Raw genomic sequence first — 25,211 nt, 5'->3', positions numbered from 1 at the left:
TGTGGCGGCAACGATTGCTGGAGGAGCAGCATCCGCTCCACCAGGCGCAGGAACATGGCGGCGTCACGCAGCAGGTCGTCGGCGTCCCTGCGGCAGGCCGCGCCGGCTATGCCGGCCTCGGCCTTGGCCCGGCGGGCGGCGCCGGCGGCGAACAGGGCGCTCCACTCGGCGAGTTCGGGCGCGACCTCGGGGAGGACCTCCCAGGCGCTGCGGATACGCTGCCTGCGGCGCACGGTGGCCTCCGGACGCCCGCGGACGGCGAGGACGGCGGCGGCGGTGCGCAGCGCGGCCAGATGTGCCGTGGCGAACTGTTCGTTGGGGGTTTCCAGGGTCTGTGCTTCGTCGAGGCCCTGCTGAGCCTGGGCGAGCAGAGCGAGGGCGGCGGGTGGTGCGGCCGCCCGTCGCAGGACGGGGTGGACATCGCTCGGGGGACCGTACGCAGCGGAGCTGCCCCCACTGGGACGAGCTGCCATGACGAACCTCCTGTCGTCGCATGCCGGTTCGGGACCGAATGCCGATTCGGGACCGTATGAACCCATCGTGACGTACACCACTGACAATCGGCACTGACCTGCACTTTCGTCGAAAAGGGGACGCACCGGCAGGCGCATTCGCCGGATGAACCTCGAACACCCCCTTGCGGAATGGGGGGTGGGATACCGCATACTTTTTGCACTGACCAGTCAGTACAAGGAGGGATCGTGGACAGCACCCCGCACGGGGCGGCGGTCACGGCCGCGGGATTCGCAGTCAAGGGCCCCCGCGGATGGGCATTCCGGAACATCGGCCTCAACGCCGCGCCCGGCTCGCTGATCGTCGTACAGGGCCCTTCGGGCTCGGGCCGTACGTGTCTGCTGCTCGCGCTCACCGGCCGGATGAAGTCCGCCGAAGGCACCGCCGAGGTCGGCGGACTGCCGCTGCCGAAGAAGAGGGCGGCGGTCCGTTCCGTCACCGCGCTCGCCCATGTGCCGGGGGTCGCCGAGCTCGATCCCGCACTCACCGTGGGCGAGCACCTGCGCGAACGCGCCCTGCTACAGGGCCGGTTCGGCGGTTCACTGCGTGCGCTGCTGCGGCCGCGGCACGAGCGCCGGGCCGAGGCCCGCGCCCTGGTGGATGCCGCGCTCACGGCGGCCGGCCTCGACCTGGAGTCGCTGCCCAAGGGGATCCGCACCTCCGTCCGCGACCTGGAACGGCTGGAGGCGCTGCGGCTCTCCGTGGCGCTCGCGCTGATCGGCGGGCCCCGGCTGCTGGCCGTCGACGACACCGATCTGAAGCTGTCCGACGACGAGCGCGCCGGGGCCTGGGCGATGCTGCGCGGCCTGGCGGCGGCCGGCACCACCGTGCTCGCGGTGTGCAGCGAGCCGCCGCAGGACGGCGAGGGCGTGGTGCTGGTCCGTACCGGCGGCCGCCGGGAGCCGGACGTCCCTAAGGACGCGCCCGGCGACTCCCCCACCACCACGGACGCCGCGGCCGGCACAGTCGACGGGTCCAACGGGAACAGCGAGGGCAGCGGGGGCAGCGAGAACCCCGCGGACACCGCGGCCACCACGGCCGACGCGGCCAGCAAGACCAGCGACGCCCCCACGGCCCCCAAGACCGGCGAAGGCCCCGCAACCAGCCAGCACGACAACCAGGACAGGACCGACGACGAGGAGGGGGCGGCCGATGCGCTCGCCGAAGCTGGCCGCGCTTGAGCTGAAGCGGTTCGGGCGGGGGAAGCTGCCGCGCGCCGCGCTGGCCGCCCTTCTGTTGCTGCCGCTGCTGTACGGCGCGCTGTACCTGTGGTCCTTCTGGGACCCGTACGGGCGGCTGGACAAGATCCCGGTCGCGCTGGTCAACGAGGACAACGGCGCGACCGTCGGCGGGAAGCACCTCTCGGCCGGTGACAGCATCGTGTCCGGGCTGCGCGACAGCCACACCTTCGACTGGCAGCCCGTGGACGCCGACGAGGCCGCCAAGGGTGTCGAGGACGGCTCGTACTACCTCTCGCTGTCCATCCCGGAGGACTTCAGCCGGCGGATCGCCTCCAGCTCGGGGGACCACCCGGAGACCGGCGCCCTCAAGGTGCGGACGAACGACGCGAACAACTACATCGTCGGGCAGATCTCCCGGACGGTGTTCTCCGAGGTGCGCTCCGCGGCCTCCACGAAGTCGTCGCGGACCTTCCTGGACAGGATCTTCGTCTCGTTCTCGACGCTGCACGGCAGGACCGAGCAGGCCGCGGACGGCGCCGACCAGCTCAACGACGGTATCGGGCAGGCGAAGGACGGCGCGGGCAAACTGGCCGACGGTCTGGGCACCGCCAAGGACGGCAGCGGCAAACTGGTGACGGGCCTGGGCGATCTCGACGCGGGCGCGGGGCGGCTCTCCCGGGGCAGCTCCGACCTCGCCAGGGGAGCCGGTACGGCCGCGCACGGCTCGCGCCAACTGGCCGACGGTTCCGGGCAGGTGGCGCAGGGAACCCAGCAGCTGGCGGACACGGTCAACGGAGTCGTCGGCAAGGTGGGGCCCTTCATCCGGGCGCACGGCAAGGAGATCGGCGAGGCGGCGCAGCTCGTCGCCGACGGTTCGCAGGCGGTCCGTGACCACCTCGACAAGCTCCCCGCCGCGGCGTCCACGGGGGCGGAACTCTCCCGGGGGATGTCCGACCATCTGGCCGCCTACTACCGGCTGCGCTGTGAGAGCGCGGTGGAACTCGACGCCTCGTGCGCGGAGCTGAAGCAGCTCAAGGAGCAGGCGGCCACCGCCGCGGACAAGGCCGAGGAGGTCAGCGGCTACGTCCACGACCAGAAGAACCTCGACCAACTGGGCCGGGACCTGGACACGCTGCACTCCCTGGCGGGCGACCTGGCCGAGCGCGGGCCGACCCTGGGCGCCGACATGGACGCCGCCGTCAAGAAGATCAACGATCTCAACGACGGGGCGCACAAGGTGTCCTCGGGGGCGCGCAAGCTGGCCGCGGGCAATGCCCGGCTGGCGGCCGGTGCGGACGAGCTCAACGACGGCGCGTATGCGCTGCACGACGGTACGGGCCGCGCGGCGGCCGGTATGGGCGACCTCGACTCCGGTGTGGGCAAGCTCAAGGACGGCGCGCAGACGCTGGACGGCGGCATGTTCAAGCTCTCCGACGGCTCACAGAAGCTGGCCGGCGGACTGCACGACGGGGCGAAGCAGATTCCCGACTACGGCAAGAAGGCCCGCGACGCGCGCACCCAGGTCATGTCCGACCCGGTGCAGCTGGCCTCGTCCGCCGCCCACAAGGCGCCGAACTACGGCACCGGCTTCGCCCCGTACTTCATCCCGCTGTCCTTGTGGGTCGGCGCGATGGTGGCGTACATGCTGATCCAGCCGCTCAACCGGCGGGCACTGGCGATGGGTGCGCCCTCCTGGCGGGTGGCGGTGTCCGGGTGGCTGCCGGTGTTCGGTGTGGGAGTACTACAGACCGCGGCCCTGATGTCCGTATTGCACTTCGCGATCGGCCTGGAGATGGTGCGGGCGGCCGGCACGGTCGGCTTCCTCGTCCTGGTCACGGCCTGTTTCTCGGCGATCGTGCAATGGCTGAACGCGCAGTTCGGCCCGGCCGGCCGGATCCTGGTGCTGGCGCTGCTGATGCTCCAGCTGACCTCGGCCGGCGGCACCTACCCGGTGCAGACCAGCCCGGGATTCTTCGCCGCCATCCACCCCTACCTGCCGATGAGTTACATCGTGGAGGGGCTGCGCCGGCTCATCACGGGCGGGGAACTCGCGCCCGTGTGGCAGGGCAGTGTGGTGCTGCTGGCGTTCACCGCGGGGGCGCTCGCGCTGACGTCCCTGACGGCGCGCGGCCGCCAGATGGTGCGGATGAAGGACCTCCACCCGGAGCTGAGCCTGTGAGCGCCCGCCCTCCCCCAGCTACCGCTGGGAGGTGCCCCCACACCACCGCCCTGCCGGAGACTCCCCCCGGACTCCGTCCGGGGGGACCCCCACCGCGCCGCGCATCGATCGTCGGGGACCGGCACAATCGCCCCCATGGACAGCTCCAACACACGCCGCGACGCCACCCGGCGCAAGCTCTTCGAGGCCGCGGTCACCCTCATCGCCGAACAGGGCTTCTCCTCCACCACGGTGGACGAGATCGCCGAGCGGGCAGGCGTCGCGAAGGGCACCGTCTACTACAACTTCGCGAGCAAGAACGTTCTCTTCGAAGAGCTGCTGCGGCACGGCATCGAGATGCTGGCGACCTCCTTGCAGGCGGCCGCCGAGGAGGTCACCGGACGGGGCGGCAGCAGGATCGACGCGCTGGACGCGATGATCCGGGCCGGGCTGGACTTCATCTCCCGTTACCCGGCGCTCACCCAGCTCTACGTCGCCGAGCTGTGGCGCACCAACCGGGCCTGGCAGTCGACGCTGATGGTGGTGCGCGAGCGGGCCATCACGGTGGTGGAGGACGTGCTGCGCGAGGCGGTGGCAGAGGGGGAGCTGAGCGAGGAGATCGACATCCCGCTGACCGCCTCGGCGCTGTTCGGCATGGTCCTGGTGGCCGCCCTGGACTGGCAGTCCTACCAGCCGGACCGGTCGATCGACGATGTCCACGCGGCGCTGTCGCGGCTGCTCCAGGGGCGGGTCAGCGGCCGGCCGTCGTAGCTCCCGGTGGGCGCTCCCCCGGAAGGCGCTCCCCCGGAGGGAGGCCGGTGCGCGCCGTATTGGTCAGGTGCGACGCGCACCGTTTCCCCCGGCGGGCACGCACAAAAGAGTGCGCTGCCCTGGCACGGATCGTTCCCCCATCGATCCGACCAGGACAGCGCTTCCCCCGTACTCCCCCGTGTTCCCCCGTCACGTCCGGGAGCCGCGCCGCTCCGCCGCCCCGTGTCGGCGGTGCGGCGCCGCTTCCCTTCCGTGGCCCCTACTCTTCCTTCCGGGCGGGTGTCGGCCCATCCGCGTACCTACTCATCTCGGTGACTGAGTACGGATACTCAAACCTGAGCACCGGCCCCCAGCCAGGGCCTACGCTTTCCGCCGTGTCCGTACTTCCCTTGGTGTTCACCAGTGGCTGGGCGAGCGGGATCAACGCCTACGCCGTCGTCCTGCTCTTCGGCCTGCTCGGCGCGACCGGTGTCACGGATGAGGTGCCCGCGGCGTTGCAGCGCCCCGATGTGCTGATCGTGGCCGGGGTGCTCTTCCTGTGCGAGGCCGTCGCCGACAAGATCCCGTACGTGGACTCGGTCTGGGACACCGTGCACACGGTGATCCGGCCGGTCGCCGGCGCCGTCGTGGCGGCGCTGCTGGCCGGCCACAACGGTTCGCTGCCCGAGCTGGCGGCGGGCGCGGTCGGCGGCTCCACGGCGCTGCTGAGCCACCTGGTCAAGGCCGGTACCCGGATCGCGGTCAACACCTCCCCGGAGCCGGCCAGCAACATCGTGCTGAGCCTCGCCGAGGATCTGGGTGTCGCCGCGCTCATCGCCTTCGCCGTGTTCCATCCGGTGGCCGCCGCGGTCATCGCGGCGGCGCTGCTGGCCGCGGGGATCGCGGTGGTGGTCTTCCTGTGGTCGCGGATCCGCCGGTTCTTCCGGCGCCGCAGGCAGCGGCGCGCGGAGAAGCGGCCGGCCACGACGGGGGAAGTGCTGCCACCGGTGGCCTGACGCAGTGCTCCTGCGGGTGGCGGCGCCGGTGCTGCCGGTCCCGGCACCCGGCCGTGCGGGCGTTGTCAGTGGGTCCGGATAAAGTCGCAGGCATGGCACGGATTGCGGTGATCGGCGCCGGGATGGGCGCGATGGCGGCCGCTGCCCGGCTGGCCGTCGCGGGCCACCGGGTGGCGGTGTTCGAGCGCGGCGCGACGCATGGCGGCGCGGTGCGCCGGTGGGAGCGGGACGGCTTCGCCTTCGATACGGGACCCGGCCTGCTGCATCTGCCGGCCGTCTACCGCGATCTGTTCCTCAAGACCGGCCGGGAGCCGCTGGAGAGCTGCGTCGAGCTGTCCCAGGTCGACCCCGCGAGCCGGCATGTCTTCCCCGACGGCACGGCCGTATCGCTGCCGAACGCCTCGCGTGCCGGGGTGCTGACGGCCCTGGACGAGGCGCTGGGCGCGGGTTCCGGGGAGCGCTGGAGCGCGCTGGTGGGCCGCGCCCGCGAGGCCTGGGACGCCACCCGCCGGCCGCTCTTGGAGGAGCCGCTGTGGGAGGACTGGCGGGTGCTGGGGCGTGATCCGTATCCGGCGGTGCGCAGGCGCGGACTGTTCGGCCGGGGCAAGGGCCCCACGACCGCCACCTTCGCCGAGGTGGCCCGCCGTGAGCTGGCGGACCCCCGGCTGATCGCGCTGCTGGAGAGCCATGCGCTGGCGTACGGCTTCGACCCGCGCAGCGCCCCGGCGAGCGCCGTCGTGCTGCCGTACATGGAGCAGACCTTCGGGAGTTGGTATCCGCGCGGCGGTATGCGGGCGCTGGCCGATGCGCTGTACGAACGCTGCCTGGCGCGCAGGGTGGAGTTCAGCTTCGGCGCGGCGGTGACCGGGATCGTGGAGAAGGACGGCCGGGCGTCGGGCGTCGAGCTGGCCGACGGGCGGGTGTCCGAGGCGGAGTTCGTGGTGGCGGGCGTCGATCCGGTGCAGCTTGTGGAGCTCTGCCGGGGGCGGGAGCCGTGGGGTGCGGACGATGTCCGCCCCGGCCCGGGACCGGACGACCGCGCCACCGCGCGGCTCACGGTCTGCCTCGCACTGCGCGGCGCGCGCCCCGAGGACGCCGTGCACCGCACGGTCGTCCATGCCGCGGACCGCACGGCGGAGCTGGCGGGCGTGTTCGGGGACGGCCCCGGGCTGCGGACCCCCTGTGACCGGCCCACGGTGACGGTGCTGCGCCCGGACGACCCCGCCTCCCGGCCGGACGACGCCCATGAGGCCGTGACCCTGACCGCGACGGTCGCGCCGCACGGCCCGGTCGACTGGCACGACGGCGAGGCCGTGGCGGCCGATGCGGAACGGATGACCGAGATCGCCGAGGCGGCGGTTCCCGGGCTGCGGGAGCGGGTGCTGTGGCGGGAGGTGCTGCCGCCCACGGATGACGCAGGGGTGCCGGGACCGGCGCTGGCGGGCCGGGAAGGCCGCTTTCTGCGGCCCGGCAACCGCACCCGGATACCGGGGCTCTACGCGGTCGGTGGCTGGTCGCACCCGGGCGGCGGTCCGGCGCACGCCGGGATGTCCGGCGCGATCGTGGCCGGCCTGATCGTGAACGGCGACGACTGGCACGGCTCCACCTGAGCGCGTAGCGGGCGCCGGGCGAGGGTGCGCAGCGGGCGGCCGCCAGGAGAGGGCGTGACGGGCGCTGCGGGAGGCACCGCGGCGGGAGAGGACCGACGCGCGGGAGGCGCGGCCGTGGTCCCCGCCCCGGCCGCCGGCTCAGCAGCGGTCCCCGGCCGCCGGCTCAGTAGCGGTACTGCTGCCCGTCGTACCCGGGCTGCTGGTACGGCGGGTAGGGCTGCTCGGGCGGCAGTTCGCCGTCGCGCTGCTGGGGGACCCAGACGCCGCCGGGCGGTGTCTCGCCGTAGCCCTGGCCGAGCGGTTGTCCCTGGGCGTCGTACTGCTGCGCGGCGTAGGGCTGCTGGGCGTAGGGGTCGGCCTGCTGGTAGGGGTCGTAGGACGCGGAGTACTGCTGGCCGCCGAGGTACGGATCGGCGTAGGGCGCCTGCTGGCCCTGCCCCTGGCCCAGGCCGTCGCCGTACGCCGCGTAGGGGTCGGCATAAGGGTCCGCGTAGGGGTCCACGTAGGGGTCGGCGTAGGCGCCCTGGCCGGCTCCGGTCTGGTCGTAACCGCCGCCGTACGCATAGCCGTTGCCGTCACCGTTGCCGACGGCGCCGTTATAGGCGTCGTAGCCGCCGTAGCCGGGCTGCTGGATGCGGGCGTCGGGGCTGTAGACGCCGTACTGGCCGGTCTCCTCGGGCATCGGCTGCGGGGCGTAGACGGCGGTGGCGTCGGGGCGCCCGAAGTCGTCCGGGACGGCGAACGCCTGTGTGGCGTAGGCGCCTTGGTCCTGCTGCTGGTCCTGGTACGGGTCCTGGGCGCGGTAGCCGTCGCCGCCGTTGTAGTCGTAGAAGCCCTGCCCGACGACGGTCTCCTGCGCGGCGAAGGCTTCCTGCCCCGCGACGAAGGTGTCCTGCGCGGCAAAAGCCTCCTGCCCCGCAACGAAGGTGTCCTGGGCGGCGAAGGCGTCCTGCCCCGCGGAGGAGCCCGGCCCGCCGTAGGAGCCACGCCCCGCGGAGGTGTCCACGCTGCGGAAGCCGCCGGTGCTCTCAAAGGTGTCCGGGCCCCCGTCGTCGAACTGGCCGGGGCGGGCGGTGGGCGCCACCGCCTCCAGACCGGAGACCTCCAGTGTCGGTTCGGCGGGCGGCGGTCCGGACTGGCGGGCCCTGCGGCGCCGACCGCCCTCGCCGGACGCCCCGGGCTTGCCGCCCAGCGCCCAGCCCGTGGTGAAGCCGCGGCGGAAGGAGAGCGTCACATTCGTCTGCCCGATGGCGAAGGCGACAAGTCCCAGCCCGATCACGACTATTGACGGGATGATGACGCCGATGACCACGCCGAGGAAACCGGTGAAGGCCAACAGCCGCCAGCGCAGCCGCGCCTTGTTCTGGAGCAGGACCTCACCCAACAGCCACAGAGCGACCAGGCCGAACGCGATGTAGAGGACCGTCCAGCCCATATACGCCCCTCTTCCGCCGCTCGCCGGCAACCGTGATCAGGACTGCTGGTGCAGCCCCAGATTCTCGTAGATTTCCAGGGTCGCCGTGGAGTGGTTCAGGGTAATGAAGTGCAACCCGGGAACATCCTCGGCCATCAAGCGTGCGCACAGTTCCGTTGCGTACTCGATACCAATGGAGCGTACCGCCGCCGGGTCGTCCTTGACGGCGAGGATGCGCTCGGCCAGCTCGGGCGGGAAGGCCGCGTTGCTGAGCTGAGCGAACCGCTCGATCTGGCGCACGTTCGTGACCGGCATGATCTCCGGAATGATCGGCGTCGAGCAACCCGCGGCCGAAACCCGGTCCCGCAGCCGGAAGTAGTCCTCGGGATAGAAGAACATCTGGGTGATGGCGAAGTCCGCGCCGGCCCGGCACTTGTCGACGAAGTGCGCCACGTCCGTGTCCCAGTCCGCCGAGCGCGGATGCATCTCGGGGAAGGCCGCGACGCCGACGCAGAAGTCGCCGGACTCCTTGATCAGACGGACCAGGTCGGCCGCGTAGCCGATGCCGTCGGGGTGCTTGACCCACTCGCCCATCGGGTCGCCGGGCGGGTCACCGCGCAGCGCGAGCATGTTGCGGATCCCGGCGTCGGCGTACTGGCCGATGATGTTGCGCAGGTCAGCCGTGGAGTGATTGACCGCGGTCAGATGCGCCACCGGGGTCAGGGTGGTGTCGGTGGCGATGCGCTCGGTGGCGCGCACCGTGCCGTCACGGGAGGTGCCGCCGGCGCCGTACGTCACGGAGACGAACGTCGGCGAGACGGCCTCGATGCGGCGAATGGCGTTCCACAGGGTCCGCTCGCCCTTCTCCGTCTTGGGGGCGGCGAACTCGAACGAATACGACTGCTTACCGGAAGCAAGCAGGTCGCGCACCGTGCGGGCGCGATCAGTCCTGGTGGAAGCTGTACCTAGGGCCATACCGGCAGGTTAACCACCGGCCGGGCGCACACCAACCGCGTCCGGCGTAATGCCTGGTTGGTCGGGTTGATGTCCACTGGGTGGACATTTTCCGGTCGCCCGGACGTCAGGAGACCGCCCGCCGCCCGGCGAAGTGATCCTCATCACTCGCCCTCGCGGGTCGGCCCGGACGGTCAGGAGACGTCCTGGGCGTCCCAGGTCCGGATGCGCTTCGCCAGTGCGGCGGCCGCCGCTCCCGGGTCGTCCGCTTCCGTGAGCGCGCGGACCACGACGACCCGTCGGGCGCCCGCCTCCAGCACCTCGTCCAGATTCCCGGCGTCGATCCCGCCGATGGCGAACCAGGGGCGCTCGGGGGCGCGGGCCGCGGTGTAGCGGACCAGGTCGAGGCCGGGGGCGTGGCGGCCCGGCTTGGTGGGCGTCGGCCAGCACGGGCCCGTGCAGAAGTAGTCCACGCCGGGCTCGGTGAGCGCGGCGTCCACCTCGGCCTCGGCATGGGTGGAGCGGCCTATGAGCACGTCCGGGCCCAGGAGGGCGCGGGCGGCCGGGACCGGCAGATCGCCCTGCCCGAGATGCAGCACCTCGCTGCCCGCCGCATGGGCGACATCCGCACGGTCGTTGACCGCGAGCAGCTTGCCGTGCCGCCGGCAGGCGTCCGCGAAGACCTCCAGATGCCGGAGCTCCTCACCGGCCTCCATGCCCTTGTCCCGCAGCTGGACGATGTCCACGCCCGAGGCGAGCACCGCGTCCAGGAACTGCGGGAGGTCGCCCTGCCGCCGGCGGGCGTCCGTGCAGAGGTAGAGCCGGGCGTCGGACAGGGCCGGGCGTGCGGTGGTCATCGGGCGGCTTCCCCCCAGGTCGGGGGCGTACGGGCCGGGCCTTCCGGTCCGTACGCCCCGCGGATGCGGTTACGGATGCTGGTGCGGTCGCCTGCTGGGAGCGGGCCGCGCCAGAGGTGTCAGACGGCGAGCGCCTGGGCCCGGCGCTTCACCTCCGTGCCGCGATTCTCGCGCAGCGCCTGGGCGGGCGTGCCGGGCAGGCTCTCATCCGGGGTGAACAGCCACTCCAGCATTTCCTCGTCGGTGAAGCCGTCGTCCTTGAGGAGGGTGAGGGTACCGACGAGGCCCTTGACCACCTTGTCGTCCTGGATGAAATCGGCGGGCACATGCAGCGCCCTGTTCTCGCCGCGGCGCACCGCGATCAGCTGGCCCTCCTTGACCAGCTGCCGCACACGCGTCACCTCGACGCCGAACTGTTCGGCGATGTCGGGGAGGGTGAGCCAGGCGGGGACGAGTCCATCGATGTTTGCGTCAATCTCGGTCACAGGACAAGCCTGCCACCTCGCACTGACAGCCGGTAGCCGGGCATCGCCATCAGGGGCTTCCTCACACCGGAGGGTGACGGCGGACCCCCCGGGCGACCGACGGGCAGGGACCGCCCGGGCTACAGCGCCGCGGCCTTCAGCGGCAGGGACGCGTTCGCGGCCCGCTCCCGGTCCAGCGCCACGCCCCGCTCGATCAGCTTGCGCCCCTGGGCCAGATCCCGCGGCCGCCCCACGGCCAGCAGCGCGACGAGCCGCCCCTCCCGCAGCCAGATCACCGACCAGGCGGCACCGGTCGGATCGCCGCGCCAGACCAGTTCGTCGGCGTCCCCGTGATGGCCCGCGTACTGCACGAACCGCCCGAACTGCTCCGACCAGAAGTAGGGGACGGGGTCGTAGACCACCCCTTCCGCCTCGCCGCGGGCGATGTTCTCGGCGACCGTACGGGGGCCCTGGAGGGCGTTGTCCCAGTGGTGGATCAGCAGGCGGGTGTCGTAGCGGGCCGACGGGAAGGAGGCGCAGTCGCCGACCGCGTAGACATCGGCCACGGAGGTGCGCAGCTGCTCGTCGGCCAGTACGGAGCCGTCCTGCGGCGAGACCTCGATGCCCGAGCCGGCCAGCCAGCCGGTCGCGGGCCGGGCCCCGATCCCGATGACCACCGCGTCGGCGGGCAGCGTCGTGCCGTCCGCGAGGGTGACCGCGCCCGCCGTGACGGACGCGACCCGCGCGTGGGTGCGCAGCTCGGCTCCGGCGTCCGCGTACCAGCCGGTCATGTGGGCGGCGACCTCGGCGGGCAGCGCACCGGCCAGCGGGCGGTCGGCGGCCTCGACGACGGTGACCGCGCAGCCCGCCTCGCGCGCCGCCGTCGCGAACTCGGCACCGATCCAGCCGGCGCCGACGACCACGATCTCGTGCTGGGCGGCGAGCACCGGCCGCAGCCGCTCGGCGTCGTCCAGGGTGCGCAGCAGATGGATGCCGGGCAGCCCCTCGCTGCCGGGCAGCACGATCGGGGCGGCGCCGGTCGCGAGGACCGCGTAGTCGTAGGGGACCGGGCCGTCGGCCGTCTCGATCACGTGGGCGTCCGGCACCAGGGCGGTGACCGGGCGGCTGAGGTGGAGTTCGATGCCGAGCCCGGCGAAGTCGATGTCGAAGGTGGAGCCCTCGGCCTTGCCCAGCAGCACCGCCTTGGACAGCGGCGGACGGTCGTAGGGCTGGTGGGGCTCGTCGCCGAGGAGCGTGATCGCGCCGCGCCAGCCCTGTTCGCGCAGGGCGACCGCGGTCTGCACACCCGCGATTCCCGCGCCGGCGATCACCACGTGCGGCGTGCGGTCAGGGGCCTGGGAGGACTTGCTCTGCTCGCTCACCCGATCACTCTAGGACGGTCTGTGACGCCGCTCGCAGCAGCGCGCAACGAGATCTCTGACACAGCGTCACGGCCGGCTCGGCCCGGGCGCCGCCCACCGGCGCCCGGGCGCTGCCTTACGGCGCGTCGCGGCACCGTATTAGGGTGAGCGATACACGCACTCGCGGGAGCCCGGACGCACCGGGCTGAGAGGGAGGCTGGCCGGCCTCCGACCGTACGAACCTGATCCGGGTCATGCCGGCGAAGGGAGGGGCTGGACACCCATGCAGGCATCTGCCACACGAGCGAATCCCACCCCGCGGAGCCCTGATGTGCTCGTCATCGGCGGCGGCATCATCGGCCTGGTCACCGCCTGGCGGGCGGCCGTCCGCGGGCTGAGTGCCGCCGTGGCCGACCCCGCGCCCGGAGGCGGCGCGGCCCGGGTCGCGGCCGGGATGCTGGCCGCGGTCACCGAGCTCCACTACGGCGAGCAGACCCTGCTGGGCCTCAATCTCGCCTCCGCGCGGCGCTACCCCGGCTTCACCGAGGAGCTGGAGGAGGCCGCCGGGCAGCGGATCGGCTATCGGCGCTGCGGCACGCTGGCCGTCGCGCTGGACGCCGACGACCGCGCCCACCTGCGCGAACTGCACGCCCTCCAGATCCGCTCCGGACTGGACTCGCAGTGGCTCACGGGACGTGAGTGCCGCCGCCTGGAGCCGATGCTGGCCCCCGGGGTGCGCGGCGGGCTGCGGGTGGACGGCGACCACCAGGTCGATCCGCGCCGGCTGGCGAGCGCCCTGCTGACCGCCTGTGAGCGCTCCGGGGTGGTCTTCCACCGCAGCGCCGCCGTGCGGCTGACGGTCGACGGCGGCCGCGCCTCCGGCGCCGAACTCGCCGACGGCACACGGGTCCCGGCCGGTCAGGTCGTCCTGGCCGCGGGCAGCCACAGCGGCCGGCTCGCCGGAGTGCCCGACGAGGTGCTGCCGCAGGTACGGCCGGTCAAGGGCCAGGTGCTGCGGCTCCGGATGCCGGACATGCCCGCGGGCAGCCCGGCCTTCCTCTCGCGCACCGTACGGGCCGTCGTACGCGGCGGCCCCCTCTACCTGGTCCCTCGGGAGAACGGCGAACTGGTCGTCGGCGCCACCAGCGAGGAGCTGGGCTGGGACACCACCGTGACCGCGGGCGGGGTCTACGAGCTGCTGCGGGACGCGCACGAGCTGGTCCCGGGCATCACCGAGCTGCCGCTCGTCGAGACCTGCGCCGGGCTGCGCCCCGGCTCCCCCGACAACGCCCCCCTGCTCGGGCCGACCGCGCTGCCCGGCTTCCATCTGGCCACCGGCCACTTCCGCAACGGCGTGCTGCTGACGCCGGTCACCGGTGACGCGATGGCCGAGGTGCTGGCCACCGGCCTCCTCCCCGAAGAGGCCCGCCCCTTCTCCCCCGCGCGCTTCACCCCCACCACCCCGGGGCCCGAGCGCACCCGTGCCCCAGAGGAGCAGGCCGTATGAACGCCGCCACCCCCACCCCGACCGTCTCGGTGTCCGTCAACGGCGAGGCCCGCGAGGTCCCCGGCGGGCTCACCCTCGACCGGCTCGTCGCGACCTTGTCCAAGGCGCCCGCCGGGGTGGCCGCGGCGGTCAACGAAATCGTGGTGCCGCGCACCCAGTGGCCCACCACCCCGCTCGGCGACGGCGACCGCGTCGAGGTGCTCACCGCGGTCCAGGGAGGCTGACCCGCAGACATGACCGACACCGCAACCCTCCGGGGAACGACCCCCGCCACACCCGACAGCGCCTTCGCCGCGGGCTCCGACCCCCTCACCCTCGCCGGCACCACCTTCACGTCCCGTCTGATCATGGGGACCGGCGGCGCGCCCAGCCTCGACATCCTGGAGCGGGCGCTGCTCGCCTCCGGTACGGAGCTGACCACGGTCGCCATGCGGCGGCTGGATCCGACCGTGCAGGGCTCGGTGCTGTCCGTACTGGAACGGCACAAGATCAAGGTGCTGCCGAACACCGCGGGCTGCTTCACCGCGGGCGAGGCGGTGCTCACCGCCCGGCTCGCCCGGGAAGCGCTCGGCACGGACTGGGTCAAGCTCGAGGTCGTCGCCGACGAGCGCACCCTGCTGCCCGACCCGATCGAGCTGCTCGATGCCGCCGAGACCCTGGTGGACGACGGCTTCACCGTGCTGCCCTACACGAACGACGACCCGGTGCTGGCCCGCAAGCTGGAGGACGTGGGCTGCGCCGCGATCATGCCGCTGGGCTCCCCGATCGGCTCCGGGCTGGGCATCCGCAACCCGCACAACTTCCAGCTGATCACCGAGCGGGCCGGCGTCCCCGTCATCCTCGACGCGGGCGCGGGCACGGCCTCGGACGTCTCCCTGGCCATGGAGCTGGGCTGCGAGGCGGTGATGCTGGCGTCCGCGGTCACCCGCGCCCAGGAACCGGAGCTGATGGCCGAGGCCATGCGGCACGCGGTCACCGCAGGACGCCTCGCACACCGCGCGGGCCGCATCCCCCGCCGCCACTTCGCCCTCGCGTCCTCCCCCACCGAGGGCGTGGCCGAACTGGACCCCGAACGCCCAGCGTTTTAGACCCTTCCCACGTTTTTGGCTTTCCCGCCATGGGGGTTTCTCGCCGTTTGTCGCCCGCTGCGCGGTGCGCTCGCCGTTGCGCCTGCGGCGGGCGGGGCCGCTGCGCGGGGCTGTGGGTGCGGTGACGGACCTCCGGGGCCTGGTGTGTGGACTGCTTCGCTTTACGTCCACACACCAGGCCCCTCCGGCCCGTCCCCTCCCGTGAGTGGAGAAAGTAAACGTGGATGGGGGCGAGCCAACGACGTACACGTCTCCATGTGATCCACAAGGAGCACCGGACCACCTACGCCCACCCCCACCAGCCGTCCCCCATCCCCCCACGGGAGGGGACGCGCCGCAGGACGAAGTCCGGAGGAGCGGCACCGCACCCGACAGCCCCGCGCAGCGACCCCGCCCGCCGCAGGCGCAACGGCGAACAACCAACCACGGCGGGAAAGCCAAAAACGTGGGCGCAAAGCAAAGCGCAGCGGAGAGGCACAACGGCGAGCGCACCGCGCAGCGGGCGGCAAACGGCGAACAACCGCCACGGCGGGACAGCCGAAAACGTGGGAAAGAAAGGGCTACGCGTCGAGCCCAATCGCAAAGGCAGCCTCAAGATCATGCTGCGAGTACGTGCGGAACGCGATGTGCGTCTCCGTGGCTTCGACGCCGGGGACCTTGCTGATCCGGCCGGGGATGACATCCGCGAGGTCGTCGTGGGCGGCGACCCGCACCATTGCGATCAGGTCGTGGGCGCCGGTGACCGAGTAGACCTCGCTGACCCCTTCCAGCGCGGCGATCTTCTCGGCGATCTCCGGGATCTGGTCCACGTTGGTCTTGATGAGCACGATCGACGTGATCACGGCTGGCTCTCTCCCTCGGTCGCCCGGACATCCCCCCTGGTGGCCCCCACACTATCCCTCCCGTAGCGGGCCCATGCGTAGAGGAACCCGAGCGCGAAGCCGACGACATGGGCGAGGTAGGCGACGCCGGGACCGCGGGGATCCTCCTGCGCGGCGTGCCACTGGAGGAAGAACCAGAAGAGCAGCACGATCCAGGCGGGGAAGCGCAGGGGCAGGAAGAACAGGAACGGGAAGATGCTGGTGACCCGGGCCGTGGGGAACAGGAAGAGGAAGGCGCCCAGTACGCCGGAGATCGAGCCGGAGGCGCCCACCAGCGTCTGGCCCGAGGCGGCGTGTGCGGCCGCGTAGCCGAGCAGCGCCAGGTAGCCGATGATGAGGTAGAAGGCGGCGAACGGCAGCCGGCCCATGCGCGCCTCGGTCATTGCGCCGAAGACGTACAGAAACAGCATGTTGCCGAGCAGGTGCAGCCAGCTGCCGTGCACGAACAACGCGGTGAGCGGGGTGATCAGCGCCCGTACCGAACCGCTCCACAGGTCCAGCGGGATCACGCCCCACCGCTCGAAATACGCGGTCTGGGCCTTCAGCAGGGCATCGCCGCTGCCGTATATCCGGTTCAGGCCGGAGGCGGGGCCGAGCACGAAGACCGCACAGCACAGGCCGATCAGCACATTCGTCACCCGCGAGAACACCGCGGCCAGCGACCGGGTGGGGCGCGGAGGGCGGGGGAGGAGACCGGACGAGCGGGGAGAACGGGGTGAGGGGGCCGGCACCGTCATGAGGTGATCATGGCCCAATGCGGGCAATCGGGACAGAGTGCCTCGCCGCGTCCCGGCACCCGGGCGGGCCCGCACCGGCCCCCCGTCAGGCCGTAGGGTTACAGGCAGTACTTTGCGTACTTCCGCGATCCGACGGCGCACCGCGTGAACCGCGCAGCAGCACGAGACGATGAGCACGAAAGAGGACGACACGATGGCTGTTCCCCTGCCGACGGACGGAACCCGGTGGCGCTGCACGCTGTGCGGCAACCTCACGCGTTTCGATGTGACCCGCCGGTCCAAGGTCGTGGAGTACGTCCACCTGGACCTCGCCGGGGCGCCGACGGTCGAGGAGCGCGAGGTCCTCAGTGAGAGCATCGAGTCCGTGCGCTGCCGCTGGTGCAACGCGGTCGACCAGATCGAACTGGTCGACCGTCCGGGCGCGAACGCCTGAGATCGGAGCGATGCAGCCGTGGTGGACCGTCCAGAAGGGGAGCCGGGGGCCCAGCGTGACGACGCACCCGAGGGTGCGGCCGACGAAGTGCTCGACCGTCCGCTGCCCGAGGGCGTGCGGCGCCGTGTCGTGGCGCTCACCGCGGAGTCGTTCGGCGCGCTGACTCTCGCCGAACTCCCGCCCCCGCTGCGGCAGTACGCCCGGTTCACCCCGACTCGTCGGGCCAAGTTCGCCGGAAATGCGATGGCTTCGGCGCTGGAGAGCGACGCGGTCTTCCGGCAGCGGATCGCCGGCAAGCTGCGCGAGGCGCAGTCCGAGCTCGCCGAGGCCCTGGAGCACGGCACCCCGCCCGCGGCCGCCGATCCGCTCGACGTCGCGGCGGCCGCCTATGTGCTGCGCCCCGAAGGGTGGGTCAAACTCGTCGCGGCGGCCGGTGAGGAGGCGCAGCGGGCGCGTGCCGAGCGGGCCGGTGAGGAGGCCGAGCGGGAGCTGGCCAGGCTGCGCGAGGAGCTGGCGCAGGCGCGCGGCGAAGCCCGTACGGAGGCCGACCGGATCCGGGGGGACCTGGACGCCCTCCGCAAGGAGAACGAATCGCTGCGGCGCAAGCTGCGCAGTGCGCTGAGCGACGTCAAGCGCGGTGAGGCCGCGGTGCGCAAGGCCGAGGCCGCCATGGCGGACGTACGGGACCGGTCGGCCACGGAGAAGACCGCCGCGGACAGCGAAGCGCGCCGGCTCAAGGCCCGGATCGCCGAGGCCGAGGCGGCGCTGGAGGCCAGCCGCCGCTCCGCACGCGAGGGCCGCAGCGTCGAGGACATGCGGCTGCGGCTGCTGCTGGACACGGTCCTGGACGCGGCACAGGGGCTGCGCCGCGAGCTGGCGCTGCCGCCCGCGAGCGTCCACCCGGCGGACACCGTCGAGGCGGTCGCGCCGGGCCGGATGACGCCCAAGGACATCGCGGCGCGGGCGCTGTCGGAGATGGACCCGGCGCTGCTCGACCAGCTTCTGGCGCTGCCGCAGGCGCATTTGGTGGTGGATGGCTACAACGTCACCAAAACCGGCTATCCGACCATGCCGCTCGACAAGCAGCGGCTGCGGCTGCTGGGCGGTCTCGCGGTGCTGGCGGCGCAGACCGGTGCGGAGATGACGTGTGTCTTCGACGGGGCGGAGCTGGCCGCGCCGGTGCTGCTCGCGCCGCCGCGCGGAGTCCGGGTCCTCTTCAGCAAACCGGGCGTAACGGCCGATGAGTTGATTCGTCAGCTGGTACGGGCCGAACCGCCCGGCCGCCCGGTCGTCGTGGTCTCCACGGACCGGGAAGTGGCCGACGGTGTGGCGAAGGCCGGGGCGCGGCCGGTCGCATCGGCCCTGCTCCTCAAACGACTTGCCCGGACCTGACGCACTGCCCACCGCGAGCCGCCGGCACACCGGAAATCGCCAACGATTCGTCTCTGAGCGTCAAGTGGCGCTCACTGCCTGTGCGATGTTGGTAAAGGATGGGACTCGTGGCGCAGATTTTTCCTCTGAGGATTTGAAGCGATCACAGCTCGGTTACTAAGGTCAGCCCCGAACCTTCATGAATCTGATCATCCAACCGGGATGAACGGTGAAGGAACCGCCGAGTCCGCGGCGTTCACGCGGAGCCGGGGTCTCACCCCCCACTTCCCGGTAGGCGGCTGGAGGAAGAAGGAGCTCGCCCCCGTGGCGTCCCACCGTCGACCCAAGCAGCCGAGCCGTACCCGCGTGACCGTGCTCACCGCCACCGCCGCGGCGGCCGTCGCTCTCTCGTCCCAGGCCGCACAGGCCGATCCCCACCAGTCGAAGAAGGACGTCAAGTCCGAGGTCGACAAGCTCTACGGGGAGGCCGAGCAGGCCACCGAGAAGTACAACGGGGTCAAGGAGCAGCAGGAGAAGCTCCAGAAGGAGGTCGACGACCTCCAGGACAAGGTCGCCCGCGGGCAGGGTGACCTCAACCAGCTCCGCAAGGGCCTCGGCGCCGTCGCCTCCGGCCAGTACCGCAGCGGCAGCATCGACCCCTCGGTCCAGCTGTTCCTCTCCGGTGACCCGGACACCTACCTCGAAAAGGCCGCCACGCTCGACCAGTTGAGCGGCAAGCAGGCCGACCAGCTGAAGACCATCGCGGACAAGCAGCGCCGGCTCGCCCAGGAGCGCGAAGAGGCCGCGAGCAAGATCAAGGACCTCTCCGAGACCCGTAAGGCGCTCGGTGACAAGAAGGACGAGATCAAGGACAAGCTGGGTAAGGCCCAGGAGCTCCTCAACACCCTGACGGCCAAGGAGCGGGCGGCCATGCAGGCCGAGGAGAACCGCGCCAACCGCAGCAACGACCGGGTCAACCTCGGTGATGACGTCCCGGCGTCGCAGCGCGGTGCGGCCGCCCTGGCCGCCGCCCAGGGCAAGATAGGTTCCCCGTATGTCTGGGGCGCCACCGGCCCGTCGTCCTTCGACTGCTCGGGTCTGACGTCGTGGGCCTACCAGCAGGCCGGCCAGTCCCTGCCGCGTACCTCGCAGGCGCAGGCCAACGCCGGTACCCGGATCGGCTCGCAGAGCGCCCTCAAGCCCGGCGATCTGGTGCTCTTCTACGGCGACCTGCACCACATCGGCCTCTACGCCGGCAACGGCCAGGTGCTGCACGCGCCGAAGCCCGGCGCCGCCGTGCGCTACGAGCCGATCGGCAACATGCCGTTCGCGTTCGGCGTGCGGGTCTGAAAAGCCTCACAACGCGCTCAACCTGCCGCCCGAACGGGCGAATTGTGGCCTCGGCCGCTGACTTCCCGCCCCGCCGGTGACCTGCACAGTCACCGGCGGGGCGGCTTTTTGCGTACGAAAGGGCGGCTTTGGCCGGATCGTACCGGCGCCGTTACTGTCTGCCCTCGCAGCGTCCGGTTCACCGACGCCCTCCCGGGGCGGCAGGGGCTGCACAGGGAAGGAGTGCGGCTCTCGTGGTGTCCCACCGCCGTACCTCGCAGCACGGCCAGACCACTCTCGCCGGGGTCACCGTGGTGTCGGCCGCCCTGGCGACCGCGGCCGCCGCACTGTCGGCACCGCAGGCCTCCGCCGACCCCACCGCCCCCGCCGGCCGCGATACGGCGACCGCGCGGGTCGACCACCTCTACGAGCAGGCGGAGCGGGCCACCGAGAAGTTCAACGGCGCGGACGCACGGACCAAGAAGCTGCGCAAGCAGGTGGCGGTCCTCCAGGACCGCACCGCCCGCACCCAGGAGCGGGTCAACCGGATGCGCGGCAGGCTGGGCGCCCTGGCCGCCGCCCAGTACCGGTCCGGCGGGATGGACCCCACCGTCCGGCTGATGCTCTCCGAAGGGCCCGACACCTACCTGGAGAAGGCCTCCGCCCTCGACCGGCTCGGCAACAGCCAGGCGCGCGAGCTGCACGGCCTGCGGGCCGCACAGCGCTCCCTGGAGCAGCAGCGCAGGGAGGCCACCAGGAAGCTGGCGGAGCTGGAGGCCGGCCGCAAGGAGGTCGCGCGCCACAAGAAGGACGTCCAGCACAAGCTGGCCACCGCGCGGCGGCTGCTGAACGCGCTCCCCAGGGACGCCAGGGAGGCCTACGCCAGGGCCTCCAGGAGCGACGGGCGCCATGAGGCGGTCCCGGACCTGCGGGGAGCCGCCCCGGCCTCCGGGCGGGCCGCCGCGGCCGTCGCCGCGGTGCGCGCCGCGGTCGGCTCCCCGTACGCCTGGGGAGGCAACGGACCCTCGGCCTTCGACTGCTCCGGACTCACCCAATGGGCCTACGGCCGGGCCGGCGTCTCCCTCCCGCGTACCTCGCAGGCGCAGCGCGGCGCCGGGCGGCAGGTGTCGCTGGGCCAGGCGCAGCCCGGTGACCTGGTCATCTACCGTTCGGACGCCAGCCACGTCGGGATGTACGTCGGCAACGGCCAAGTGGTCCACGCGCCCTATCCCGGCGCCCGGGTCCGCTACGACCCCGTCGGGATGATGCCGATCTCGTCCATCACCAGGCCCTGAGGCCGGGCGCAGCGTTTTTGCCCCGGCCGGGCCGGATCTACGATCGTCCGCATGTCACACCAGTGGGCGAGACGGCGGCCGTCGCGGGCCGCGGCGGCGGGCTGTGCCGCCCTGCTGCTCGCGCTGCTCGCCCCGGTGGCCGGCTGTGCGCCCGAGACCTCGACACCGGCCCGCTTCCCGGACGTCCAGCGGATGCTCGACACCCGTGCGCAGGCCGTCGAGCGGCGGGACGCGGCGGGCTTCCTCGCCTCCGTCGACCCGCGGGCCACCGGATACCGGGACCGTCAGCGCGCGATGTTCGGCCATCTGGCAGGCGTGCCGCTGGCCGACTGGCACTACGACCTCGACTCGACCGGGGCCTTCCCGCTCCGGGCCGGAGAATCCGACGCGCGGCTGGCCGCCAAGGTACGGCTGCGCTACCGCCTCAAGGGCTACGACAGCTCGCCGGTGCACGCCGTCCAGTACCTCACCCTGATCCGGCGCGACGGCCGCTGGCTGATCTCCTCCGACACCGATGGCGCGGCGGCGGGCAAGAGCGGCACCCGCCAGCTGTGGGACCAGGGCCCGGTGCGACTGGTCCGCGGCCGGCACAGCCTGGTCCTCGGCGGGCCCGCGCATCTGGCCCGGCTGAAGGATCTCGCGCGCCGGGTCGACCGGGCGGTGCCCGCGGTCTCCGACGCCTGGAAGGGGAAGTGGTCCGAGAAGGTCGTGGTGGAGGCTCCGGACTCGGTCGAGCGGATGGCGCAGCTGATGGGCAGCGACGACGCGTCCGGTTATGCGGGGATCGCGGCGGTCACCACCGGTGAGGCCGGTGTCGCGACGGCCACGCCCGCGGACCGCGTGATCATCAACCCCGAGGCCTACGAGGAACTCAACGACCTGGGGCGCAAAGTGGTCCTCACCCACGAGACCGCGCATGTCGCCACCCGTACGGCCACCACGGTGGCCACCCCGCTGTGGCTCTCGGAGGGCTTCGCCGACTGGGTCGCCTACCGGGGCAGCCACCGCAAGCCCGCCACCATCGCCCCCGAACTCACGCGCGCGCTCGCCCGGGGCAAGGTCCCCGCCCGTCTGCCGACCGACGAGGACTTCGGCTTCAAGGCCGGCGCGAGCCGGCTGGCCAAGGCCTACGAGGGAAGCTGGCTGGCCTGCCGGATGATCGCCGGCAAGTACGGCGAGGTCAAGCTGATCGCCTTCTACCGGGCGGCGGGCAGGAGCGCGCTTCGTGCCTCGTCGGGGAGCGCGGGGGCACCGATGGAGGCGGCCACGGCGGTCCCCGCCGGCTCCCGCCCGGCCTCACGGGCCGTCGGCGACGGGCACCGCCGGCCGGCCCGCGCCGACCGGACGGACGGCGCCCTTCGCTCCCAACTGGGCATCAACCTCACGGAGTTCACCCGGCAGTGGCGGGCCTATGTGAAGGCCCAGCTGCGGCGGTGAGCGGGGGCGGGCGCCCGCCGGGCCGGCCGGCCGCGCGGGTGCCGATGTCCGTCATGTCCTGCGGGGGCGAGCGGTGGCAGTGCGCCACGGCGGTTCACCGGCCCGATGCGGCCGGCCCGCCCGCCGGTGCCTGCGGGGCGGGGCGCGTGAGCCGCCCGGTCGCGGCGGTGGTCTCGCCGACCGGCCGGCGCGCGCCCACCACGCCGACGGGTTCCGTACGGCCGGGCCCGCTGCCGCGCGTCGCGACCCACAGCCGGCGGCAGGCGAGCAGTGACGCGGCGACCAGCAGCCCGTTGCGCACGACCAGCAGCGCGACGCCCCGCGGATCGCTCGCCACGACATCCGCGAACCAGACGGGGAACTCCAGCAGCGTGACCCCGGTGGCGAGCAGCACCAGCACCGCCGGCAGCGCCTGCCGGCTGGCCCGTACGGTCACACACACGGCGGCGAGCCCCACCAGCCAGAGCATGTACTGCGGGCTGATGACGCGGCTGGTGGTCGTGAACAGCAGGGTGGCGGTGAAGGCGGCATCGCACAGCGTCGCGGGGCCGGACTCCCGGGCGCGCACCCGCCACAGGAACAGCCAGCCCACGGCGGCGAGGCTCAGGGTGAGCGCCAGGGTGCTGACGAACGGAACGCCAGGCCCGAGGAACTCCAGCGAGCCGTAGTGCAGCAGCACCTGTCCGTCCCAGCCGTACTGGCGGGCCACATGGAAGACCAGCGCGCCGAGCGACTCGACCTCCGTACCGCGGTCGCGCTGGAAGGTGAGGAAGGCCCACGCGCCCGGTGCGGCGGCCGCGAAGAGCAGGGCCAGCCCGGCCGCGGTGCCGGCCGCGCTCCACCACAGGGTGCGCGCCCGGCGGCCGCGCACCGCCGCCCCCGTCAGCAGCAGTACGGGCCAGACCTTCAGCAGCGCACCGAAGGCGACCAGCGCGCCCGCCACCCGTGGCCGGCGGGCGGCTGCGAACAGCGCGGCGGCGGCGACGGCGACGACCATCAGGTCGTAGCGGGCGTACGCGGTCGGGCCCAGCAGCGCGACGCCCGCGATCCACACCCAGGCCCCCGCCGGGCGATGGCCCGCCCGCCGCCCGGCCCGCAGGAACAGCGCCAGCGCCGCCGCGTCCGTGACCAGGATCAGGGTGAAGAACGCCGGGGCGTAGTCCAGGAACGGCAGCAGACCGGGGGAGAGGATCGCGAGCGCGGCGGCCGGCGGGTACTGCCAGGTCACATCGGCCAGCGGGAAGGTGCCGGTCTTCAGGATCCCGGACCAGCCCTGATAGATCACCGAGACATCGGTGGTGACATCCGGCCCCGGCAGCACCAGCACCCTCAGGACGCACAGCAGGACCACGGCCCGGGTCACGGCCCATACCGCGACCGGGAGCCACACCCCGCGTGCTCTGCCGATGCCGCTCATCGTCACCTCGTCGTCCTCCTCGGCCGTTGCCCGCCGGCGCCGTCTGCGGCCCCCGGACACTGTGCCCTGCACACCGCTCCCCGCTCGCGCTGCCCGCACGGCGCCGTAGGCGGCTGGTCACGACCGTAGACGAGGGCCGGACCGGCAGGGCGGGCCGCCCCGCCGGGCCCGCCGAGCGGTACTGTCGGGCCGGAACCGCCGAGACCGACCGCCGAGAGACCATCGTGCACAAGACCTTGATCGTCACGAACGACTTCCCGCCCCGGCCCGGCGGCATCCAGGCCTTCCTGCACAGCATGGCGCTGCGCCTGGACCCCTCCCAGGTCGTCGTCTACGCCTCGACCTGGAAGCGCGGTGCGGAAGGTCTCGCGGCCACCGCCGCCTTCGACGCCGAGCAGCCGTTCCCGGTCGTACGGGACCGTACGACGATGCTGCTGCCCACCCCGAGGGTGACCCGGCGGGCCACCGGGCTGTTGCGCGAACACGGCTGCTCCTCCGTATGGTTCGGCGCGGCGGCGCCGCTCGGGCTGATGGCGCCCGCGCTCCGCTCGGCCGGCGCGCGCCGCATCGTGGCGACCACGCACGGCCACGAGGCGGGCTGGGCCCAGCTGCCGGCCGCCCGCGGGCTGCTGCGCCGGATCGGCGAAGGCACCGACACGCTCACCTACCTCGGCGAGTACACCCGCTCGCGGATCGCCGGTGCGCTCACCCCGGAAGCCGCCGGGCGGATGGTCCAACTCCCGCCCGGGGTGGACGAGAAGACCTTCCATCCCGGTTCGGGGGGCGACGCCGTACGGGCCGCGCTCGGGCTCACCGGCCGGCCGGTGGTGGTGTGTGTCTCGCGGCTCGTGCCGCGCAAGGGCCAGGACACCCTGATCGAGGCGATGCCGGCCATCGTGGCCGCGGTGCCCGACGCCGTCCTGCTGATCGTCGGCGGCGGCCCGTACGAGAAGGAGCTGCACGCGCTGGCCCTGGCGAAGGGCGTCGGGGACTCGGTGCGCTTCACCGGCGCGGTCCCGTGGGAGGAGCTGCCGGCCCACTTCGGCGCCGGCGATGTCTTCGCGATGCCCTGCCGCACCCGCCGCGGCGGACTCGACGTCGAGGGCCTCGGCATCGTCTACCTGGAGGCGTCCGCCACCGGACTCCCCGTGGTGGCGGGCGATTCGGGCGGCGCCCCCGACGCCGTCCTGGACGGCGAGACGGGCTGGGTCGTCCCCGGCGGCTCCCCGGCCCCCACCGCCGACCGCCTCATCACCCTGCTCCGGGACCCCGCCCTGCGCCGCACCATGGGCGCGCGCGGCCGCGCCTGGGTGGAGGAGAAGTGGCGCTGGGACCTGCTGGCGGAACGGCTGAAGGAACTGCTGTAGGGCTGCCGCGTTCTGCGTTCCGTGTTCCGTGTTCCGTGTTCCGTGTTCCGTGTTCCGTGTTCCGCGTTCTG

Annotated in this window: 23 protein-coding genes and 1 riboswitch; of the genes, 14 read left to right on the top strand and 9 right to left on the bottom strand. The window is 72.8% G+C overall.

The annotated features are described in order from the left end of the window. The coding region (locus M8I34_RS37115; RefSeq protein ID WP_250057306.1) for an SAV_6107 family HEPN domain-containing protein at positions 1 to 473 on the bottom strand (473 nt) is incomplete at its 3' end. Positions 474 to 701: 228 nt separating this feature from the next. Here M8I34_RS37115 and M8I34_RS37110 point away from each other — a divergent pair. From M8I34_RS37110 to M8I34_RS37090, 5 genes are all read left to right on the top strand, one after another. Further along, entirely contained in the window at positions 702 to 1,694 is a 993-nt protein-coding gene (locus M8I34_RS37110; protein ID WP_250057304.1) for an ATP-binding cassette domain-containing protein, read from the top strand. Beyond that, entirely contained in the window at positions 1,666 to 3,873 is a 2,208-nt protein-coding gene (locus tag M8I34_RS37105) for a YhgE/Pip domain-containing protein (protein ID WP_250057303.1), read from the top strand. The genes M8I34_RS37110 and M8I34_RS37105 overlap by 29 nt, the downstream gene beginning before the upstream one ends. A gap of 135 nt (positions 3,874 to 4,008) precedes the next feature. Further along, a complete protein-coding gene (locus tag M8I34_RS37100) occupies positions 4,009 to 4,623 on the top strand; it encodes a TetR/AcrR family transcriptional regulator (RefSeq protein WP_030992349.1) in 615 nt (204 codons plus the stop codon). A gap of 374 nt (positions 4,624 to 4,997) precedes the next feature. Next, positions 4,998 to 5,618, top strand: coding sequence for a DUF4126 domain-containing protein (locus tag M8I34_RS37095; RefSeq protein ID WP_250057301.1), 621 nt, complete (start codon positions 4,998 to 5,000; stop codon positions 5,616 to 5,618). 92 nt (positions 5,619 to 5,710) lie between these two features. Continuing rightward, a complete protein-coding gene (locus M8I34_RS37090; RefSeq protein WP_250057300.1) occupies positions 5,711 to 7,228 on the top strand; it encodes an NAD(P)/FAD-dependent oxidoreductase in 1,518 nt (505 codons plus the stop codon). A 163-nt stretch (positions 7,229 to 7,391) separates the two neighbouring features. On the opposite strand, the gene M8I34_RS37085 is transcribed toward M8I34_RS37090, so the two are convergent. From M8I34_RS37085 to M8I34_RS37065, 5 genes are all read right to left on the bottom strand, one after another. Continuing rightward, positions 7,392 to 8,663 carry a hypothetical protein gene (locus tag M8I34_RS37085; RefSeq protein WP_250057299.1) on the bottom strand — a complete coding sequence of 424 codons (1,272 nt, stop codon included), beginning with the start codon at positions 8,661 to 8,663 and terminating at the stop codon, positions 7,392 to 7,394. A gap of 36 nt (positions 8,664 to 8,699) precedes the next feature. Further along, on the bottom strand, positions 8,700 to 9,617 hold the full coding sequence (gene metF / locus M8I34_RS37080) for a methylenetetrahydrofolate reductase [NAD(P)H] (protein WP_250057298.1): 918 nt from the start codon (positions 9,615 to 9,617) through the stop codon (positions 8,700 to 8,702). A 173-nt stretch (positions 9,618 to 9,790) separates the two neighbouring features. Next, complete coding sequence (gene thiE, locus M8I34_RS37075) at positions 9,791 to 10,453, bottom strand: thiamine phosphate synthase (RefSeq protein ID WP_250057297.1); 663 nt, start codon at positions 10,451 to 10,453, stop codon at positions 9,791 to 9,793. 119 nt (positions 10,454 to 10,572) lie between these two features. Continuing rightward, positions 10,573 to 10,938, bottom strand: coding sequence for an Rv2175c family DNA-binding protein (locus M8I34_RS37070; protein ID WP_030992359.1), 366 nt, complete (start codon positions 10,936 to 10,938; stop codon positions 10,573 to 10,575). 119 nt (positions 10,939 to 11,057) lie between these two features. Beyond that, positions 11,058 to 12,299, bottom strand: a complete 1,242-nt coding sequence (locus M8I34_RS37065; RefSeq protein WP_250057296.1) for an FAD-dependent oxidoreductase — start codon at positions 12,297 to 12,299, stop codon at positions 11,058 to 11,060. 152 nt (positions 12,300 to 12,451) lie between these two features. Further along, positions 12,452 to 12,564, top strand: a riboswitch (TPP riboswitch). Between M8I34_RS37065 and thiO the strand changes: the two genes are divergently transcribed. The 3 genes from thiO (at position 12,562) to M8I34_RS37050 (ending at position 14,873) form a co-directional block, all read left to right on the top strand. Continuing rightward, a complete protein-coding gene (gene thiO / locus M8I34_RS37060; protein WP_250057295.1) occupies positions 12,562 to 13,785 on the top strand; it encodes a glycine oxidase ThiO in 1,224 nt (407 codons plus the stop codon). (Overlaps the previous riboswitch by 3 nt.) Further along, entirely contained in the window at positions 13,782 to 14,009 is a 228-nt protein-coding gene (gene thiS / locus M8I34_RS37055) for a sulfur carrier protein ThiS (RefSeq protein ID WP_030086555.1), read from the top strand. Before thiO ends, thiS begins: the two co-directional genes overlap by 4 nt. A gap of 123 nt (positions 14,010 to 14,132) precedes the next feature. Next, complete coding sequence (locus M8I34_RS37050; RefSeq protein ID WP_250057311.1) at positions 14,133 to 14,873, top strand: thiazole synthase; 741 nt, start codon at positions 14,133 to 14,135, stop codon at positions 14,871 to 14,873. Between the two features lie 560 nt (positions 14,874 to 15,433). On the opposite strand, the gene M8I34_RS37045 is transcribed toward M8I34_RS37050, so the two are convergent. Both M8I34_RS37045 and M8I34_RS37040 read right to left on the bottom strand, forming a co-directional pair. Next, positions 15,434 to 15,715 (bottom strand): Lrp/AsnC family transcriptional regulator, encoded by a 282-nt coding sequence (locus M8I34_RS37045; protein WP_244415300.1) that lies wholly within the window; start codon positions 15,713 to 15,715, stop codon positions 15,434 to 15,436. Continuing rightward, positions 15,712 to 16,392 (bottom strand): rhomboid family intramembrane serine protease, encoded by a 681-nt coding sequence (locus M8I34_RS37040; protein ID WP_244419952.1) that lies wholly within the window; start codon positions 16,390 to 16,392, stop codon positions 15,712 to 15,714. Before M8I34_RS37040 ends, M8I34_RS37045 begins: the two co-directional genes overlap by 4 nt. Positions 16,393 to 16,684: 292 nt before the next feature. Here M8I34_RS37040 and M8I34_RS37035 point away from each other — a divergent pair, with 292 nt between their 5' ends. From M8I34_RS37035 to M8I34_RS37015, 5 genes are all read left to right on the top strand, one after another. Then, positions 16,685 to 16,924, top strand: a complete 240-nt coding sequence (locus tag M8I34_RS37035) for a hypothetical protein (protein WP_030086623.1) — start codon at positions 16,685 to 16,687, stop codon at positions 16,922 to 16,924. An 18-nt stretch (positions 16,925 to 16,942) separates the two neighbouring features. After that, complete coding sequence (locus M8I34_RS37030) at positions 16,943 to 18,316, top strand: NYN domain-containing protein (RefSeq protein WP_250057294.1); 1,374 nt, start codon at positions 16,943 to 16,945, stop codon at positions 18,314 to 18,316. A 303-nt stretch (positions 18,317 to 18,619) separates the two neighbouring features. Beyond that, the gene (locus M8I34_RS37025; RefSeq protein ID WP_250057293.1) at positions 18,620 to 19,645 is read left to right on the top strand and encodes an NlpC/P60 family protein; all 1,026 of its coding nucleotides are present in this window, start codon (positions 18,620 to 18,622) and stop codon (positions 19,643 to 19,645) included. Between the two features lie 233 nt (positions 19,646 to 19,878). Then, positions 19,879 to 20,919, top strand: a complete 1,041-nt coding sequence (locus M8I34_RS37020) for an NlpC/P60 family protein (RefSeq protein ID WP_250057291.1) — start codon at positions 19,879 to 19,881, stop codon at positions 20,917 to 20,919. A 51-nt stretch (positions 20,920 to 20,970) separates the two neighbouring features. After that, positions 20,971 to 22,356 carry a hypothetical protein gene (locus M8I34_RS37015; protein ID WP_250057289.1) on the top strand — a complete coding sequence of 462 codons (1,386 nt, stop codon included), beginning with the start codon at positions 20,971 to 20,973 and terminating at the stop codon, positions 22,354 to 22,356. Between the two features lie 94 nt (positions 22,357 to 22,450). Here M8I34_RS37015 and M8I34_RS37010 read toward each other — a convergent pair whose 3' ends face one another. Then, the gene (locus M8I34_RS37010; RefSeq protein WP_250057310.1) at positions 22,451 to 23,773 is read right to left on the bottom strand and encodes a glycosyltransferase 87 family protein; all 1,323 of its coding nucleotides are present in this window, start codon (positions 23,771 to 23,773) and stop codon (positions 22,451 to 22,453) included. Positions 23,774 to 23,997: 224 nt separating this feature from the next. Between M8I34_RS37010 and M8I34_RS37005 the strand changes: the two genes are divergently transcribed. Further along, positions 23,998 to 25,140 carry a glycosyltransferase family 4 protein gene (locus M8I34_RS37005; RefSeq protein WP_244415310.1) on the top strand — a complete coding sequence of 381 codons (1,143 nt, stop codon included), beginning with the start codon at positions 23,998 to 24,000 and terminating at the stop codon, positions 25,138 to 25,140. Positions 25,141 to 25,211: the final 71 nt, after the last annotated feature.

Source organism: Streptomyces sp. MCA2, assembly GCF_023544705.1.
Taxonomy (GTDB): domain Bacteria; phylum Actinomycetota; class Actinomycetes; order Streptomycetales; family Streptomycetaceae; genus Streptomyces; species Streptomyces decoyicus.
This window is presented reverse-complemented; position numbering and strand designations above follow the sequence as displayed.